General features: G+C 51.1%; 11 protein-coding genes. 9 read left to right on the top strand and 2 right to left on the bottom strand.

What is annotated here, in order from left to right; all coding sequences use genetic code 11:
* Nucleotides 1–175 precede the first annotated feature (175 nt).
* Entirely contained in the window at nt 176–382 is a 207-nt protein-coding gene (locus tag M6D81_RS06575) for a hypothetical protein (protein ID WP_262676045.1), read from the top strand.
* 140 nt (nt 383–522) lie between these two features.
* Here the strand turns inward: M6D81_RS06575 and M6D81_RS06570 are convergent, their stop codons facing one another.
* Complete coding sequence (locus M6D81_RS06570; RefSeq protein WP_262676043.1) at nt 523–1,491, bottom strand: sugar phosphate isomerase/epimerase family protein; 969 nt, start codon at nt 1,489–1,491, stop codon at nt 523–525.
* A 255-nt stretch (nt 1,492–1,746) separates the two neighbouring features.
* Between M6D81_RS06570 and M6D81_RS06565 the strand changes: the two genes are divergently transcribed.
* On the top strand, nt 1,747–4,272 hold the full coding sequence (locus tag M6D81_RS06565) for a U32 family peptidase (protein ID WP_262676213.1): 2,526 nt from the start codon (nt 1,747–1,749) through the stop codon (nt 4,270–4,272).
* A 272-nt stretch (nt 4,273–4,544) separates the two neighbouring features.
* Nucleotides 4,545–6,479, top strand: a complete 1,935-nt coding sequence (locus tag M6D81_RS06560) for an alpha-galactosidase (RefSeq protein WP_262676041.1) — start codon at nt 4,545–4,547, stop codon at nt 6,477–6,479.
* A gap of 120 nt (nt 6,480–6,599) precedes the next feature.
* Here M6D81_RS06560 and M6D81_RS06555 read toward each other — a convergent pair whose 3' ends face one another.
* Entirely contained in the window at nt 6,600–7,967 is a 1,368-nt protein-coding gene (locus M6D81_RS06555) for an extracellular solute-binding protein (RefSeq protein ID WP_262676039.1), read from the bottom strand.
* Nucleotides 7,968–8,311: 344 nt separating this feature from the next.
* Between M6D81_RS06555 and M6D81_RS06550 the strand changes: the two genes are divergently transcribed.
* The 6 genes from M6D81_RS06550 to M6D81_RS06525 all read left to right on the top strand — a co-directional run bounded on the left by M6D81_RS06550 (nt 8,312) and on the right by M6D81_RS06525 (nt 16,145).
* Nucleotides 8,312–9,298: a hydroxyacid dehydrogenase gene (locus tag M6D81_RS06550; RefSeq protein WP_262676038.1), complete on the top strand. Its 987-nt coding sequence runs from the start codon at nt 8,312–8,314 to the stop codon at nt 9,296–9,298.
* Between the two features lie 42 nt (nt 9,299–9,340).
* Nucleotides 9,341–10,318, top strand: coding sequence for an ABC transporter permease (locus M6D81_RS06545; RefSeq protein WP_262676037.1), 978 nt, complete (start codon nt 9,341–9,343; stop codon nt 10,316–10,318).
* 12 nt (nt 10,319–10,330) lie between these two features.
* Nucleotides 10,331–11,209: a carbohydrate ABC transporter permease gene (locus M6D81_RS06540; RefSeq protein WP_262676036.1), complete on the top strand. Its 879-nt coding sequence runs from the start codon at nt 10,331–10,333 to the stop codon at nt 11,207–11,209.
* 75 nt (nt 11,210–11,284) lie between these two features.
* Nucleotides 11,285–12,928, top strand: coding sequence for an extracellular solute-binding protein (locus tag M6D81_RS06535; RefSeq protein WP_262676035.1), 1,644 nt, complete (start codon nt 11,285–11,287; stop codon nt 12,926–12,928).
* A 119-nt stretch (nt 12,929–13,047) separates the two neighbouring features.
* Nucleotides 13,048–15,141 carry a glycosyl hydrolase family 28-related protein gene (locus M6D81_RS06530; RefSeq protein ID WP_262676034.1) on the top strand — a complete coding sequence of 698 codons (2,094 nt, stop codon included), beginning with the start codon at nt 13,048–13,050 and terminating at the stop codon, nt 15,139–15,141.
* Between the two features lie 53 nt (nt 15,142–15,194).
* Nucleotides 15,195–16,145: a carbon-nitrogen hydrolase family protein gene (locus tag M6D81_RS06525; RefSeq protein WP_262676033.1), complete on the top strand. Its 951-nt coding sequence runs from the start codon at nt 15,195–15,197 to the stop codon at nt 16,143–16,145.
* Nucleotides 16,146–16,218: the final 73 nt, after the last annotated feature.

Below are 16,218 nucleotides of genomic sequence, written 5' to 3'. Positions count from 1 at the left end.
TCTCGCTAGAAGTTATTCTCATAACATTGGGAACAGTTGGACAAAGTAAAGGTGTGCAAATGTGAACAACCGGTGACAAAGTTGTTACGATAGAAACTTCTGTCTTGCATTGAATGCGTAATCAAGCTACCATAGATGAATAATAGGCTACGTGTGATTAAGAGGAGGTCCCTTCATGTTTTTAGCTGAAGAAGCAGCCAAAGCAGGCGGAATTGATCCGTTCGACTGGTTCATGCTTGCGTTCACGGTCATTATTTTAATCGGATTCGTTCGTCTGATTTCGGCGCGTCCGAGGAAAAATTATTTCGCGATCGGCTTTACGGCAGTAGCACTCGCTTTGTTCCTGTTTATCGACTTCGTTATGATCACGAAGTTTTGGTAAGACGAACCGCATCAGCCAAAAAAAGCTCCGGCGATTTACATCGCTGGAGCTTTTTTACCACATAAGAATTTATAAGTTTTCGAGGTCCCCGCAAAGTACCTGAAAAGCTTCGAAGCAGAGCCCTACTTTGTGGGGTTATTTCACACCCACCACATTTCGCCCAGTGGCTCGCGGATCAGCACTTGCTGCAGATTCTGCACTGCTTTGGTGAAGCCTTCATCCACCGACATCAGGCCGTCTTCATGCTCGATGCTGACGACGTAGTCGTAGCCGACAAGACGAAGCGCGCTAATAATGTCCGCCCATACCTTCATGTCATGTCCGAAGCCTACGGTGCGGAACTGCCATGCGCGATCAAGCATCAAGGCGTAGGACTGCATGTCCGTCACGCCGTGGCGGTTCACGTTAACGGGATCGACCGTCGTATCCTTCGCGTGGAAGTGATGAATAGCGCCGGCGCGGCCCAGAATGTGAACGGCTTGGACAGGATCGATGCCTTGCCACCACATATGGCTCGGGTCCAGATTGGCGCCGATGGCATCGCCTGCCGCCTCGCGCAGCCGGAGCATGGTGGCCGGGCTATGAACGGAGAAGCCGCCGTGCAGCTCGAGGCCGATCTTCACGCCGGCGTCCGTGGACAACTTGGCGATCTCGCTCCAATAAGGAATGACCTTCTGCTCCCATTGCCACGTCAAAATTTCCTGATAGTCGTTCGGCCACGGAGCTACTGGCCAATTCGGATATTTCGCATCCTCATGGTCGCCTGGACAGCCGGAGAAGGTGTTGACGACACCAACCTCCAAGCGGTTGGCCAGCTCGATCGTCTTGCGCAATACGGCATCGTGGTCGGCGGAGATTGCCTTCTGCGGATGCAGCGGATTGCCGTGGCAGCTGAGCGCACTGATGATCAGGCCGCGGGATTCAACCGCATCCTTGAATGCTTTCAGCTTGCCGCTGTCGGCGAGCAATTTATCTGGATCGCAATGAGCGTTGCCGGGATAGCCACCCGTTCCGATCTCAATGGCCTCAAGTCCCTTCCCCGCAATGTAGTCGAGCGTTTCTTCCAATGACTTCTGTGCGAACAATACACTGAATACGCCTAATTTCATAATCAAAAAACCTCCCAATTATAGTTGAGATGTAACGATAATGCAGACGAGCTTATTATATCACTATTGCTGCCGAAGAAGAGATGGCGGAATCGCAAGATCACAAAATTGCATAAATATTGAGCAAAAAGAATGAGTACCCGGCTCATTGGCAGCAATGTATGGTGGAATCGCAGTCGCCTCTTTGATAAACTAGGGAGAGCAAAAGGCGCGTACAGGTGAGGCTGACGCCGGGAACGAGAGGAATTGCGAATGATGCAGAAGACAGAAATCACACGATCGGATATAGAATTGCTGGCTCCGGCCGGCGACTGGGATTGTATGCGGGCAGCCGTGGCGAACGGAGCCGATGCGATATTTTTTGGCGTGGAGAAATTCAACGCACGTGCCCGGGCGAACAACTTCCGCAGCGAGGAATTGCCGGAAATTATGGCATTCCTCCATACGTACGGAGTGAAGGGATTCCTGACCTTCAACATTCTCGTATTCGAGGACGAACTGCGCGACGCGCAGACGTTAATTGAAATGTGCATAGATGCCGGGGTAGACGCTGTCATCGTACAGGATCTGGGGCTTGTGAAGCTGATCCGGGAAATATCGCCTGACTTCCCGATCCACGGCTCGACACAGATGACGATTACGTCTCCCGAAGCGGTAGAATTCACGAAGCCGTTCCATATGGAGCGCGTCGTATTGGGCAGGGAGAACAACCTGAAGCAGATTCAAACGATCGGAGAGCAAGCGAAGCTGCCGATGGAAGTGTTCGTGCATGGCGCGTTATGCGTATCCTACTCCGGACAATGTCTCACTTCGGAGATGTGGGGCGGACGCTCCGCCAACCGCGGCGAATGCGCGCAGGCTTGCCGCTTGCCTTACGACTTGATTGTAGACGGGGAGACGAAGCCGATGGGCGATGTCGCTTATCTGCTGTCGCCTAAGGATCTGGCGGCGATCGATCTGGTGCCGGAGCTGATCGAGGCGGGCGTCACCTCCTTCAAAATCGAAGGCAGGCTGAAGACGCCGGAGTATGTCGCCAATGTCGTAAGCAAGTACAGAGCCGCTATCGACCGTTACTTCGACGGCGACCGCTCGGGGCCGTCCAAGGAAGAAGTGCGGGAGCTGCAGCAGAGCTTCTCGCGCGGCTTCACGCACGGCTTCCTGCAAGGCACGAACAACAAGCAGCTGGTGGAGGGGACGTTCCCGAAGAGCCGAGGCGTCTATCTGGGCAAGGTAGAGCGGATCATGCGCGATGCGGTGACGGTCAGGCTGGAAGCGCCGCTGAAGCGCGGCGACGGCATCGTGTTCGATGCGGGAGACCCTACGAAGAAGGAAGAAGGCGGCAGAGTGTACGATATTCGCCGCCAAGGCGTCAAGCTGGAAAGCGAAGCGCCGGAAGGCATCATGATCGAGCTGGTGCCGGGGCGCAACGATGTCGATCTGCGCAAGGTTCACATTGGCGACCGGGTATGGAAGACGAACGATCCTGCGCTGGACAAGCGCCTTCGCGCCACCTTCGAGACGGAGAAGCCGTATCGGGTATTCCCGCTGCATGTGCAGGTGACGGGCAAGCTCGGCGAGCCGCTTCGCTCCCTCTGGACCGATGTGGAGAAGGGGACGACGGTACAGGTCAGCTCCGAGCTGGAGCTGGAGGCGGCGCAGAAGCGTCCGATGGATCGGGCATTGCTGGAGGAGCAGCTGGGACGGCTGGGCGGAACGGTCTATCAGCTGGAGGAACTGAATGCAGAGCTGGACGGGGAGCTGATCGTGCCGATCCGCGAATTGAACCGGATGCGGCGCGAAGCGGTGGAGCGCCTGGCAGGAGAGAGGCCGAAGCCTCCCGTCTATATCAAGCATCAGGTCAGCGCGTTCGATGATGCGTTCGACAACGTGAGCAATCGCAGACCGTTGAGCAGCGGCAAGGATGCCAAGCTGGCCGCGCTGTGCCGCAGTCTGGAGCAGGTGGAGGCTGCGCTGGCGACGGATGCGTCCTATATATACGCGGACTTTGAGTTCATCAAGCAGTTTCCCGCCGCCGTGGAGGCTGCGCGTCGTGCCGGCAAGCCGATCGCGCTGGCAACGCCGCGTATTCATATGCCGCGGGAGAACGGCTATCACGCCAACATTCTGAAGCTTCAGCCGGACGCGGTGCTCGTGCGCAATACAGGCGCGCTCTATTATTACTTGCGAGCGCGCACGGAGAATCCGGGTCGGCCTTTCCCGAAGCTGATCGGAGATTTTTCTCTTAACGTGGCTAATCATAAGGCTGTTAAACTATTCGCCGAGATGGATCTGGAGCTGATTACGCCATCGTACGATCTGAACATTCAGCAGATGGTGGATATGCTGGAGAAGAGCGACACATCGAAGCTGGAAGTGGTCATTCATCAGCATCTCCCGATGTTCCATACGGAGCATTGCGTATACTGCACTTTCATGAGCGAAGGCACGGATTATACGAATTGCGGCCGTCCTTGCGAGGAGCATCGCGCATCGCTGGGCGATCGCATCGGCATGTCGCATCCCGTGCGCGTGGACGAGGGCTGCCGCAATACGGTGTACAATGCGATTGAGCAGTCCGGAGCGGAATACATCCGCAACTTTATCGAGCTGGGTGTGTCGCATTACCGCGTGGAATTTTTGGAAGAGTCGGGGGATCAGGTGCAAGAAGTGCTGTCTCTGTACCGGGATGCGCTGGACGGCCGCATTAGCGGCACGCAAGTATGGCGCAGTCTGAAAGCGACGAATCAACTGGGCGTTACGCGCGGTCAGTTGGTGAAGTAGCCTGCTGAACAGGCAGGTTAAGATGCAGCAGCAGTGAACCGCTATCTCATGATTGGACGAGACTCCAGATCGTGAGGCAGCGGTTTTTGTTGTCTCATAACAACTTCTGAGTTTTCGAGGTGCTGTTGGTATTCGGGGGACTGAATGATTGTCGAAATTGGGCTGTTAGGAGTTGACTTCTGGTATACTTTAGATTAAATTTTATTATATGAACGGAACTTTAAAGTTGAATTGGATCATTTTAGTCCAAAAAATAAGGAGGGGATCAGTGTTTGGAGCGGCATGTACATCGGAATTTCTCGAAATCGCTTACAGTTGAATCGGCTCTTGTATCCGTCCAATGCCATGAAAGCGTATACCGGCATCAGGATGCGCAGTTCGAATTTTCCGATCAAGGAGGATGTATTTGGAAGTGGGAAAGTGTGTTGGTTCTTAGCGAGAAGGAACGAGACGGTGCTGTAGGGATCATACTTAAAAACAGCGGAGGTACGGCTATTTCTCTTCAGCGGGTATGCTTGGAATGGCCGGCCTCATTCTTCGTCCCTTCGCTGGATGCAAGAGACTATACGCAGCTTTATCATTCACGCGATTTCACGAGTTTGTCAGGCGTACGACCGGTGCATCGACCCAATGACTGGTCCGATCCTTCCGATCCTTCGGCAATGGCGACGGTTCTGTCTAACAGACTGGACGGCACCGCAATATTACTTGGAGCGTTGCCGCCTTATGGGGATTGCTTCGTCGATATACCGCTGGTTCATGAACAGCCTCATTGCGACGGCCGCTTCGGCATTGCCGTCCATCTGCAATCACCGCGGCAGGTGGCGCCCGGAGAACGGATCGAGCTTGCGCATGTAACGTTGATGGAAGGGAATGACGGCAATGAGCTGCTGAAAGCCTACGGTGCTATGATGCGCAATCGTCTGCATCCGTCGTTCCAATTCAAGGAAAAGGTGAGCGGCTGGAACTCTTGGGATTATTATGCGGGCGCAGTAACGGAACAAGATGTGAAGGAGCATGCCGCTTACTCCCGAAAGCGGTATGGCGATTTGCTCCGGTATATCGTGATCGATGAAGGGTACGAATGCCAATGGGGGGTGTGGGAAGCGGGCTGGAAGTTTCAGTCGGGCCTTTCCTCTATATGCCGTGAAATCCGGGCAAGCGGCTACGAGCCGGGAATATGGACAGCGCCGCTCATGGTGAACGTTTATACTCCTTTGTTTCGAGAGCGTCCGGAATGGTTCGTCGGCGATGCGAGCGGGAACGTCTATCTCGTCAATATGGGTTATGGCAGTATGGCGCAGCTGGACATTACCAGGCCTGATGTCGTTCGGCATATTGAAACGGAATTCTCACGTTTGCGTCAAGCGGGGTTTACGTATTTTAAATGCGACTTTACGCAGTTGCTGCTTGGTGCCTCATCCTTCTCAAAGAACGATATTACCCATTCCGGCATGATTCGCAAATTATTTACGGTGATTCGTCAAGCGATTGGGGAAGATGCCTATCTGCTGGCTTGCGGCGCGCCGTACGAAGCAGTAGTCGGCATTGCGGATGCTCATCGGACAACAGGCGATATTCATCATTATTGGAGTCAAATTAGACAAAATGTGCGATCCATGTTCGCACGCTGGTGGATGCAGGGAGCAATAGGCAATACCGACCCTGACTTCGCCATTGTCCGTTGCGACGATACGAGCGACGATCCTCACAGGAGCAGACGGTTACCGTTGAAACCTTGGAAAGCGGGCGCGAATTGGAACAACGGCAGAGAGATGGATTTGGAGGAAGCCAAGACATTGCTTCTCGCTTGTTTGGTTACGGGAGGTGATCTGGTGTTGGGCGATGCGCTTCCGTTGTTGAACGAAGAAGGCCATATGCTGCTGGAGAAGCTGCTGAACACGCCAGTCGATGCAGGTATGCCGCTAAATATGTTCGACAGGGACGGGGATGATCTGCCGATTGTATTGGCCAAGTTAAAAGAAGGGGGCGAAGCGGAGAAGTATTTGCTTGCTGCTTTCAATTTGAGCGACGATCCGCGGGAGCTTCGGTTGCCGGCGGCATGTCCCGAAGGGGATTGTTGGAGCGACTTCTGGACGGATCAGCCCGCACAGCCTCCCGCTGCTTCCGATCTCATCCTGCCGCCGCATAGTACAAGAGCTTGGTTATTTATACCCCGTTCATTGAAAAAATCAATCTCTAGTTGACCTGTTAATACGAAAGGCGCAAGCTCTAGGCTCGTACAGCCTCCAAGCTTGCGCTTTTTATTATGAACAGATATGCACTGTGAACTCATTGTCGGGGGCGCTTAACGTTAAAACGAACTTTTACAACGATTGCTTAAAGCGCTGCAAGACCGTATCCAGTTCCTCCAGCTTGGACCAGTAATACCGCAATTCGCTTCCAAGTGCGTTCAATTCATTCGCCGACATCCCCAGATCCGAATATAAACGGAACGTATGGACGATCTCTCTGTACATATGGAAGCGGTGCGGGCGCTGAACGATCTCCTCGCCCGTCCATTCCGCGGCACGCTTATGGCTCGGCAAGCTTAAGGTGTGCCGGCGGATGTATAATTGCGATTCGTACGACAGAAGAAAGTCCATGAACTTTCTGGCCGCAGGTTTCTCGCCGGAGCGCTTGCTCATGGCCAAGCCGATGACAACCAGCATTGTACGGGATTGCTTTAACTGTGGGAGCGGCGCGATATCGTATTCGAAATTTACTGATTTAAGCTTATTTAGATAGGAGTAGGTAGCCATGATAATCGACACTTTCCCGTTGACGAACAGATTCATGGCATCGGAGTCGCTTTGGGACAAATAGGATGGAAACTGGTCGTTCACGATGCTCATGCAGGATTTGATGGCCTGCTTCATGTTGTCATCCTCTAACTGCAGCTGCCCTTGATCGTCGCGCTGCAGATGAACGTCATTCTGAAGCAGAAAAATCGGCCAGCGATTCTCCGACATGAGGTGAAAGTGGAATCCCACCCGATCCTTGTCTTGGCTTAGCCTGGAACCTGCCTTGCACAAATCGTCCCATGTCCAGCCGCTGTGAGGCTCGGGTACATTCATCTCTCTGAAGTGGTCCTTATTGTAGCACAGAATCACCGGAGTGAATACGAACGGCAGCACATATTGCTTCTTGCCGGAAGAGAATGGTTCATTCAGGAATTCATAGGCGTCTTCGAGCCGCTCGAATGGCTCCAGCAGCTTGCTTGTACCGTCATCGTCTCTCATAAATTCATAGTTGTACAAGTTCACCGTCAAGACATCGAATATATCATCCTTTAAGTATTGCTCTAACATTCCTTGCTTCCTCGGCCAGGCAACCGGAATAGATTGTACATGGATATCGTCGTGCAGCGCATTAAACTGCTCCACCAATTGCAATAAATTCGTTTCATCTACCAGCGAGGGGTAGTACCCGAAACGGAGTGTGACGGCCCCGCTTTTTCTACGTTTTCCCAGCACTTGTGCGCCAATACGCGGAATTTTCTCGATCAGCCCTTCATCAACCAGCACCTCAAGCCCTTTGCGGACCGTATTTTTGCTTAAACCGAACTGTTGGTACAATTCTAACTCGGATGGGAGGAAGCTGCCTTTCGGGTAAGTTCCGATTTCGATTTCACTCCGCAAGGTTTGAATCATATTCTCCAGTCTATGTCGAGAAGTTGTGCGTTTTGGTTTCATTTCCTTCAATTCTCCAATCGTTTGTGAAGTACAACGGATACCTTATTGTTGAATATTTTTATGATTAAAAAAGGAGTGATTAGCTTGACAGGTTCATTATAGCTCAAAAAAACATCTATGTCATCATGATTATTGAACCAGAATGAGTTGGAGTTTAGAGTGAAAACGTACTAAACCTTATATTTAAAAGAAAGGTTTAGAGGAAAAACATTGACATACCTCTCAATGGTCAATATAATCTGAAATATACCATAAAGAACCAGTAGACAAATAATAGCGATTTATTTTATCGCTGGTTCATTTTGAATCAATTTAAAGATGCTGGAGAATAGGAGAGGTACAAGATGAAAATTGCATTTTTGCAGGGCAGTGACCAGCGGGAACGCATATTTACGAATCGTCATTTGGAACAGCTGAGGCAGTGGGGGGAAGTCACACTGAATGAAAGGAAAGGGATTCAGAAAGAGGAACAATTGGCCAATGCGATTAAAGATGCGGATGTTGCGATTACGTCATGGGGGGTATCTGCATTGAATCATCGGGTACTCGACGAAGCACCTAATTTGAAGGTAGTTCTGCATGCGGCGGGTACGGTTAAGACCATTGTGACGCCGGAATTATGGGCGAGAGGAATTCGCGTTGCCAATGCGGCAGCTGCGTTGGGCAAAGGAGTGGCCGAGACGGCGCTAGGCATGACGATCGCATCCTTGAAGGATATATGGAGGCTTGGTCGCTATACAAGGAAAGGACAGTGGGGAGAGGTTCAGAACGTTAAAGAAATGTTCGATGTGAAAGTAGGCGTTGTCGGGGCCGGTATGGCCGGTACGCACTTCATCAGGCTGCTGCAGCAATTTGAAGTAGATATTCTGGTGTACGATCCCGTACTATCCGCAGAGCGCGTCGAGGCAATGGGGGCCGTGAAAGTATCGTTCGAGGAATTGCTGGAACAGAGCGATGTCATTTCCATCCATGTGCCTTCTTTGCCCGATACGTTCCGAATGTTCAACGAGAACAGCTTCCAATTAATGAAAGACGACTGCATTCTGATTAATACGGCGAGAGGGGCAGTCATCGATGAACCGGCTCTCGTCAAAGAACTGGAGCGAGGACGTTTTTTTGCTTGCCTTGACGTGACGGACCCGGAACCTCCGACCGCGGATCATCCCTTCCGAAACCTGCCCAATGTCGTCTTGACTCCCCATATCGCAGGCGCGGTAAATAATGGCTTGCAGCGCGTTGCCCGCTCTGTTATGCATGATCTTCAGTTCTATATGCAGGGGAAAGTAATGAAAGGCGAGGTTAAATGCGAGGAATTGAATCTGCTTGCATAGCGGCAGCGGCGCAGATCAGTAAGATGAAAGGAGTGTACAGCAATGGCGGAAACATCCTTAAGTTCACCGGAGACGCGTGAACGGCGTAACGCTCCGCGGTCAGAAGGGTTGCGCAGAATTTGGAGGAAAGTCGTATGGAATTGGCAGCTATACGTCATTATTTCTCCCGTTCTCGCTTATTTTATTATCTTTGAATATATCCCTATGTACGGCGTGCAGATTGCATTCAAGGATTTCATAGCCAATAAAGGGATCTGGGGCAGTCCATGGGTTGGATTTAAGCATCTGGAGATGTTTTTTGACAGCTTTTATTTTGAGAGGCTTCTGAAAAACACGATATTTATTAGTTTATACACCCTGATCATTTCTTTTCCCGTACCGATTGTATTGGCGTTGATAATCCATGAGCTTAGCGGCAAAACATTCAAAAGATTTGTGCAAACGGTTACATATGCGCCGCATTTCTTGTCTATGGTCGTTCTGGTAGGGATGATGTTCATCTTTCTCCATCCGGAACGCGGAATCGTCAATCATCTTATCGGCCTGTTCGGAATCGGGCCCATAGCTTACATGGAGGAGCCGGGATGGTTCAAAACATTATATGTGTTCTCCGGCGTATGGCAAGGCATGGGCTTCGCATCGATTATTTATTTGGCCGCTCTGGCGGGCGTCGATCCTCAACTTCACGAAGCGGCCAAGGTGGACGGGGCTTCACGAATGCGCCGAATCTGGCATATTAACATTCCCGGGATTATGTCGACGGCCGTTATTATACTCATACTCAGCGTGGGAGGATTGCTCAGCGTCGGCTTTGAGAAGATCTTTTTGATGCAGAACGAAAACTTCATCATGCTGGAGACTTCGGAGGTGATCTCCACCTATGTATATAAACAAGGTATTCAGGGAGCGCAATACAGCTTTGCTGCGGCGGTCGGCCTGTTTAATTCGGTAATCAACTTTACACTGCTTGTACTGGTGAACGCATTCGCGAGACGCGTAAATGAGACCAGCTTATGGTGAGGAGTGAGAACAATGGAGATAAGAAGCAGGTCAGACAAGCTGTTCGAAGCGGGAATTATCGTGATTCTTTCTATTATTTGCATATTGGTCATCTACCCGTTAATTTTTGTCGCCAGTGCTTCAGTGAGTAATCCTTTAAAGGTGATTAGCGGGGAGATGTGGCTGTTGCCTGTCGAGTTCAACTTGGGCGGCTACGCGAAGGTATTCGGCAATCCGGATATTATGCGAGGGTATGGCAATACGATTCTCTATACGGTAGTCGGGACCGCCATTAATTTGATACTGACGATTTGCGCAGCATTCCCGCTGTCACGCAAAGATTTTTTTGGACGAAATGTCATTACCGGAATGATGGTGTTCACGATGTTTTTCAGCGGCGGGCTGATCCCTACTTTTCTGCTGGTGAAAAATCTGGGTATGGTTAACACGATGTGGGCCTTGATTTTGCCGGCTGCGGTAGGGGTGTACAACATCATTATTATGCGAACTTTTTTTCAATCCAACATTCCATATGAGTTGCAGGAGGCGGCGTCGATTGACGGCTACTCGCATTTTCGCATTCTGTTGAATATTATTCTTCCTTTATCCGCGCCCATTATCGTCGTCATGATTCTGTTCTACAGCGTCGGGCATTGGAATTCCTACTTCGCAGCGCTGATTTATTTAAAGGACAGGACTGCATACCCGCTTCAATTAATATTGCGAGAGATATTAATCGTCAGTTCGACGCAATCGATGACATCCGACGATACGTTCGCGGCACAGCTTATGGAAGCGGAGAAAATTAAATATGCCGTCATCATTGTGGCCAATCTGCCGATTTTGATGCTTTATCCGTTTGTTCAGAAGTATTTCGTGCAAGGGATTACGATCGGTGCGCTGAAAGGATAAGCTAATAAGCCGAAAGGCAAGCATTGATCTATCCATAGATAACAGGGAAGAAATCAGAATGAGAGGGGATTAAACATGTTGACGAAGCGTATAGGCTTGTTGGTATTGGCGCTGGTTACGGCAATGGGGCTGGCAGCTTGCAGCAACGGAAATAATGGGGGCAATGCAGAACCGCAGACGGCAACCAATTCGGTTGAAACCGGATCGAACGAAGGGGCGGAGAAGGTCAATCCGACGGGGTTTCCCATCGTGAATGAAACGCTTGACGTAACCTTCTTCACCGGACTGGCTCCTATCGCGGCTACGGACTGGAGCCAAGTAAAGCTGTGGCAGGAATATGAGAAGATGACGAACATAAAGGTGAAGTTCGATCTCGTTCCGAGAGCCAGTCTCTCGGAGAAGCGTAATCTGGCATTGGCAGGCGGCGAATATCCGGAGGCATTCTATCAAGCTCTCATTCCGAATGGCGACATTCTGAAATACGGTGAGCAAGGCATTTTTGTCAGACTAAATGAATATATTGACAACTTCGCACCAAATTTTAAGCAAATTCTGGATTCCAACCCTGCGGTCCGTAAAGCGATTACAATGCCTGACGGAGGCATCTATTCCTTCCCTTGGATATTCGATCCGGCATTCACCTCGCTGACGATGGGACCGCGTGTCTGGATCAACAAGGATTGGCTTGATCAGTTAGGTATGCAGGAGCCGACAACGCTGGACGAATTCTATAGCTATCTTAAAGGCGTGAAGGAAACGGATCTGAACGGCAACGGGAAAAGTGATGAAATTCCATGGTCTGCTGTCGGTCTGCAGCAAATTATCGCGTCTTTAAAAGGCTCCTATGGATTTGCAAACCGCGGCAACTCGCATCCGCTCGTCGATGTGGAACCCGGTACTGACCAATTGAGATTCTTCCCAGCCGACCCGAAATACAAGGAAATGCTTGAATTTATTCATATGCTGTACAAGGAAGGGCTGATCGACCGCGATACGCTTACGCAGAAGACGCCTGACATGTATGCGAAAGGAAATCAGAACTTGCTCGGTACGACGATTACCGTCAACCCCCGGATTACGATGAAGCTGGAAAACTATGTGGGAGCAGGCGCGCTTAAAGGGCCGCACGGCGATCAAATCTATTCCTTTGTGAACCCTTCTGTGCCGTTGATCGGAGGTTTCGTCATTACGGACAAAGCGAAAAATGTGGAAGCGCTTGTGCGCTGGATCGATTACTTCTACGGTGAGGAAGGCAGCCGAATGCTGATGATCGGGTTTAAGGATGTGACCTACAAAGAACTACCGGATGGCAAATTCGAGCTCTTGGATAACATTACGAATAATCCGGACGGCTTGTCGCAGGATCAGGCTTTGTCCAAGTATGTGACTTACCCCGGAGGCGGAGCGCCTACGATCGTCTTTCAGAATAACTACGCGGGCGGGGAAGCGCAGCCCGACAGCTTGATGACGGCGGAGAAGGTTCAGCCGTACAAGATTGATGAAGTGTGGCCGACCTTTAACTTCACTGAGGAAGAAAATGACCGGATGACTAAGCTGAGATCGGATCTGTATACCTACGTCAACGAACACGAAGCCAAGTTTATTCTCGGAGACCTACCGTTCAGCCAGTGGGACAAATTCGTGGCGGGTCTGAAGGACGTTAAGCTGGATGAATTCATGGAGATCTACAACACAGCGTACGAGCGTTACAAACAATAAAATCGGCACAATGCTTTCTTTAACGGTATCTTGTTGAATCATCGCTTGATGCGGCCTTGCCCGGACGCCAGTCAGAAGGCGCGTCCGGAACTCTATATCGAGAGAGCGAGGAATGCGAGATGAAAAAGCAGGAGCAGGCACAAACGATGACTGGGGAAGAAAAAGCGGGAGCGGCGGGCATGAGCAGAAGACAAGCACTGGCGGCGCTTGGCGCAGGTACGATCGCTGCCGCAGCGGGGACGTTTATGCTGCCGGGTAGCAAAGTATTCGGCGAAGGAGCGGGCGGAGCGGAACCGTCCACGGAACAAAACGGCGAGTCTGTCGGACTCGTTACGGACCATCCCGTTATGCTGACGACGATAGCCGATATCCGCTCGGGGGCTGCTGTTCCGGATGCAGGCACGTTGTATTATATGACCGATCCCGGAAGAGAAGGAGAGTTTTTCTACGATGCGGCCGACACGGCTTCCTTGGACGATGACGGCATTATTTTCGTATCGGCTACTGGCGCGCGCTTCAAGCGGCTTCATGCCGATAATCTGAATGTGAAATGGTTCGGCGCGAAAGGCGACAACGTGACGGATGATAGCGCGGCATTCCAGAAGGCCATAGAAATTGCAGAAGCGAGAATCGGCGGCACGGTCTATATTCCTATGGGCAATTATGTCGTGACGAACTTGCGGGTGAAATATCATTATGTGAGCATTAGAGGCGAAGGCTACCAAGCGACGCGGCTGATCAATCGCCATCAGACCAATCCCCTACTAGATATTCGCCTGGAGCAAGTCAATACGATCACGCACTTCGAGCTTGCCGATGTCATGATCAAGAATGAAGTGCAACGGCCCGGCGATTATCCCATTGTTTATGCCTACAGGCCGGTCGGTGCGGAATTCCGGAATGTTTTTTTTCAGAATTCTACTCAATTGGTGGGAGGAGGTCATTACCGGGGGAATGGCATCAGGCTGGAGGATGCGTTTGAAGTCACTTTCTATAGCTGTGCTTTTCGCCAATGGCAGAAGGGATATGCTGTGGATATGCCGAATACAGGAGTCAATGTTGGCAACATTCACTTTATTGACTGCTTATGGATGTATTGCGGTCATGCCTTGATCTATGGCCGCGGCAAAGGCTCGATGTCTAACTCGCTGTTGCTGTCCAATCCGAAATTTGTTGGCTGGCAAGGCGGTCATTATGTCAGGGATAACCGTGTCAGGTACTTTCAAACCGTCGCGACATCGGATGTGGTTGACGCCGATTGGGTGCCGGTAGCGGATGTATCGATGTTCAAGAGCAACGAAGTTGTCATGGTGGGCAGCCAGGAGAGGCTGCAGCCGGGTTATATCGAGGAAGTCGACATGATAGGCGGCCGAATTCGTCTGGATCGAAATGTTGTGAAAATCAACAGCGGAGATACAGTATTGCAAGGTACGGTCGCTGTTCACCAGGGTTGGCGCTCGCAAGAGCTAAAAATCAATGTCGGCCACTTTGAAGGGTTAGACGTCGGGGTGTACGCAAGTAACCGGTTCGGTCTGCTTACACTGGATAGCGTTCATAGCGGCAGCTGCTCCAATATTATTCTGGTGGATGATCAGATCAAGTATTTGTCCCTGTCCAACAGCCGTTTATTTTACAATGATGTCAACAAAGTCATGACGGACTGGTGGACAGTTGTCCGAATTACAAAGCTGGAGGACAGCAACAATATCATTCTTCTTGAAAATAACTACATGGAACCCGGCGATGCGGAGCAGCTTATGGACAGGCAGGTGATCAACCATACGCCGCATAAGCCCTTCGTCCGAATCATGGACCGCTTTAAAGGCATTCAATATTATTCCGGCGGGCTTGGCACGGTATATCATGACGAAGTCAAACGTGACTACAATCGCTCGGATACGAACAAGACGTCCCGCCAGCGATGGACGGAATCAGGTGTGGAGAAGTGGTCGCTGAATTTCAAGGATGTCGACGGGCATCTCGCTTACAAGCTGGCAACCAAGACGCAGGACAGCCTGCAACTGGATGGAACCTCCGGCAACGTCGTGATTGGGGCGGGTTGGAATGAGCCGCATCTGCAGCTAGGCAACTATCATCTATGGATCGACTCTCTCGGGAATTTGAGAATTAAGCACGGGACGCCGACAAGCTCGGACGATGGAGAGCGGTTTAAAGTGAATGGCGGCAACGGCATTTGGACGAACGGTGAATGATGCGAGATTAATGGATATGCAATCAAACAGATAAATCGAGGTGAGCAGGTAGGATGGCCCGCTATATTACAATCAGCTGTCTGGGACCGCGGCCGCTTGTCGTGCCAAAGGATGTGCCGCCGCAGGAAACGGTAGAGCGCATGATGGAACATTGGAGAAGCCAACTGGAGCGCGTCCTTCCGGACGGTCCCGATCTGATCGTGCTGCCGGAGGCATGTGACCGGCCGGACAAAGTGCACTACCCGCAGCAGCAGCGGATGAACTATTACAGAACTCGCGGATCTCAGATCCGTGAGTTCTTCTCGAGGATTGCGCGCGAACATCGCTGTTATATCGCTTATGCGTCGCATACAGAAGCAGCCGACGGCAGTTGGCGCAATGCTGTGCAATTGATTGGCCGAGACGGAGTCGTTGAGGGCATCTACCATAAGAATCATCTGGTGCCTGACGAATATTATAAAGATGGCATTTTGTACGGCAAGGCCGCTCCTGTCTTCGATTGCGATTTCGGCAAAGTTGCTTGCGCGATCTGCTTTGATTTGAACTTTGACGAGCTTCGGGAGCAATTCGTCAGGGAGAAACCGGATGTCATCGTGTTTCCTTCGATGTACCATGGAGGGATTATGCAGAACTACTGGGCCTATTCATGCAGGGCGTATTTTGCGGGAGCTGTTGCCGGTTTGCCATGCACGGTAGTATCGCCGTTAGGTGAAGAGATCGCCCGAAGCACGAATTATTATCCTTTCATAACCGCCCGCGTGAATCTCGATTGCGAGGTGCTGCACATTGATCGGAACGGCGCTAAGTTCAGCGAGATGAAGCTGAAATATGGCACGGATATCCGCATCCACGATCCCGGATTTTTGGGTAGTGTGCTGCTGACAAGTGAATCGGAGTCCGTATCCGTGAAGGAGATAATAGAAGAGTACGGCCTGGAGCGGCTGGATGACTACTTCGGACGAGCTTTGGCGGAACGTCATGCGCCTGGCCATATCGAATTATAACATGAAGCCTGCATTGTAGAAGAGCTGCTTGAAGGGGGATGCGCTTTCTTAAGGTGCGTCATACCCGGTAGAG

The organism is Paenibacillus sp. J5C2022 (assembly GCF_025567625.1).
Taxonomy (GTDB): Bacteria; Bacillota; Bacilli; order Paenibacillales; family Paenibacillaceae; genus Pristimantibacillus.
This window is presented reverse-complemented; position numbering and strand designations above follow the sequence as displayed.

What these genes read in the sequence shown, in the direction of transcription:
- M6D81_RS06565 (WP_262676213.1), top strand. Translation starts at nt 1,747, where the DNA reads ATGCAGAAGACAGAAATCACACGATCGGATATAGAATTGCTGGCTCCG.
- M6D81_RS06540 (WP_262676036.1), top strand. Translation starts at nt 10,331, where the DNA reads ATGGAGATAAGAAGCAGGTCAGACAAGCTGTTCGAAGCGGGAATTATC.
- M6D81_RS06570 (WP_262676043.1), bottom strand. Translation starts at nt 1,491, where the DNA reads ATGAAATTAGGCGTATTCAGTGTATTGTTCGCACAGAAGTCATTGGAA.
- M6D81_RS06525 (WP_262676033.1), top strand. Translation starts at nt 15,195, where the DNA reads ATGGCCCGCTATATTACAATCAGCTGTCTGGGACCGCGGCCGCTTGTC.
- M6D81_RS06535 (WP_262676035.1), top strand. Translation starts at nt 11,285, where the DNA reads ATGTTGACGAAGCGTATAGGCTTGTTGGTATTGGCGCTGGTTACGGCA.
- M6D81_RS06545 (WP_262676037.1), top strand. Translation starts at nt 9,341, where the DNA reads ATGGCGGAAACATCCTTAAGTTCACCGGAGACGCGTGAACGGCGTAAC.
- M6D81_RS06575 (WP_262676045.1), top strand. Translation starts at nt 176, where the DNA reads ATGTTTTTAGCTGAAGAAGCAGCCAAAGCAGGCGGAATTGATCCGTTC.
- M6D81_RS06550 (WP_262676038.1), top strand. Translation starts at nt 8,312, where the DNA reads ATGAAAATTGCATTTTTGCAGGGCAGTGACCAGCGGGAACGCATATTT.
- M6D81_RS06530 (WP_262676034.1), top strand. Translation starts at nt 13,048, where the DNA reads ATGAAAAAGCAGGAGCAGGCACAAACGATGACTGGGGAAGAAAAAGCG.
- M6D81_RS06555 (WP_262676039.1), bottom strand. Translation starts at nt 7,967, where the DNA reads ATGAAACCAAAACGCACAACTTCTCGACATAGACTGGAGAATATGATT.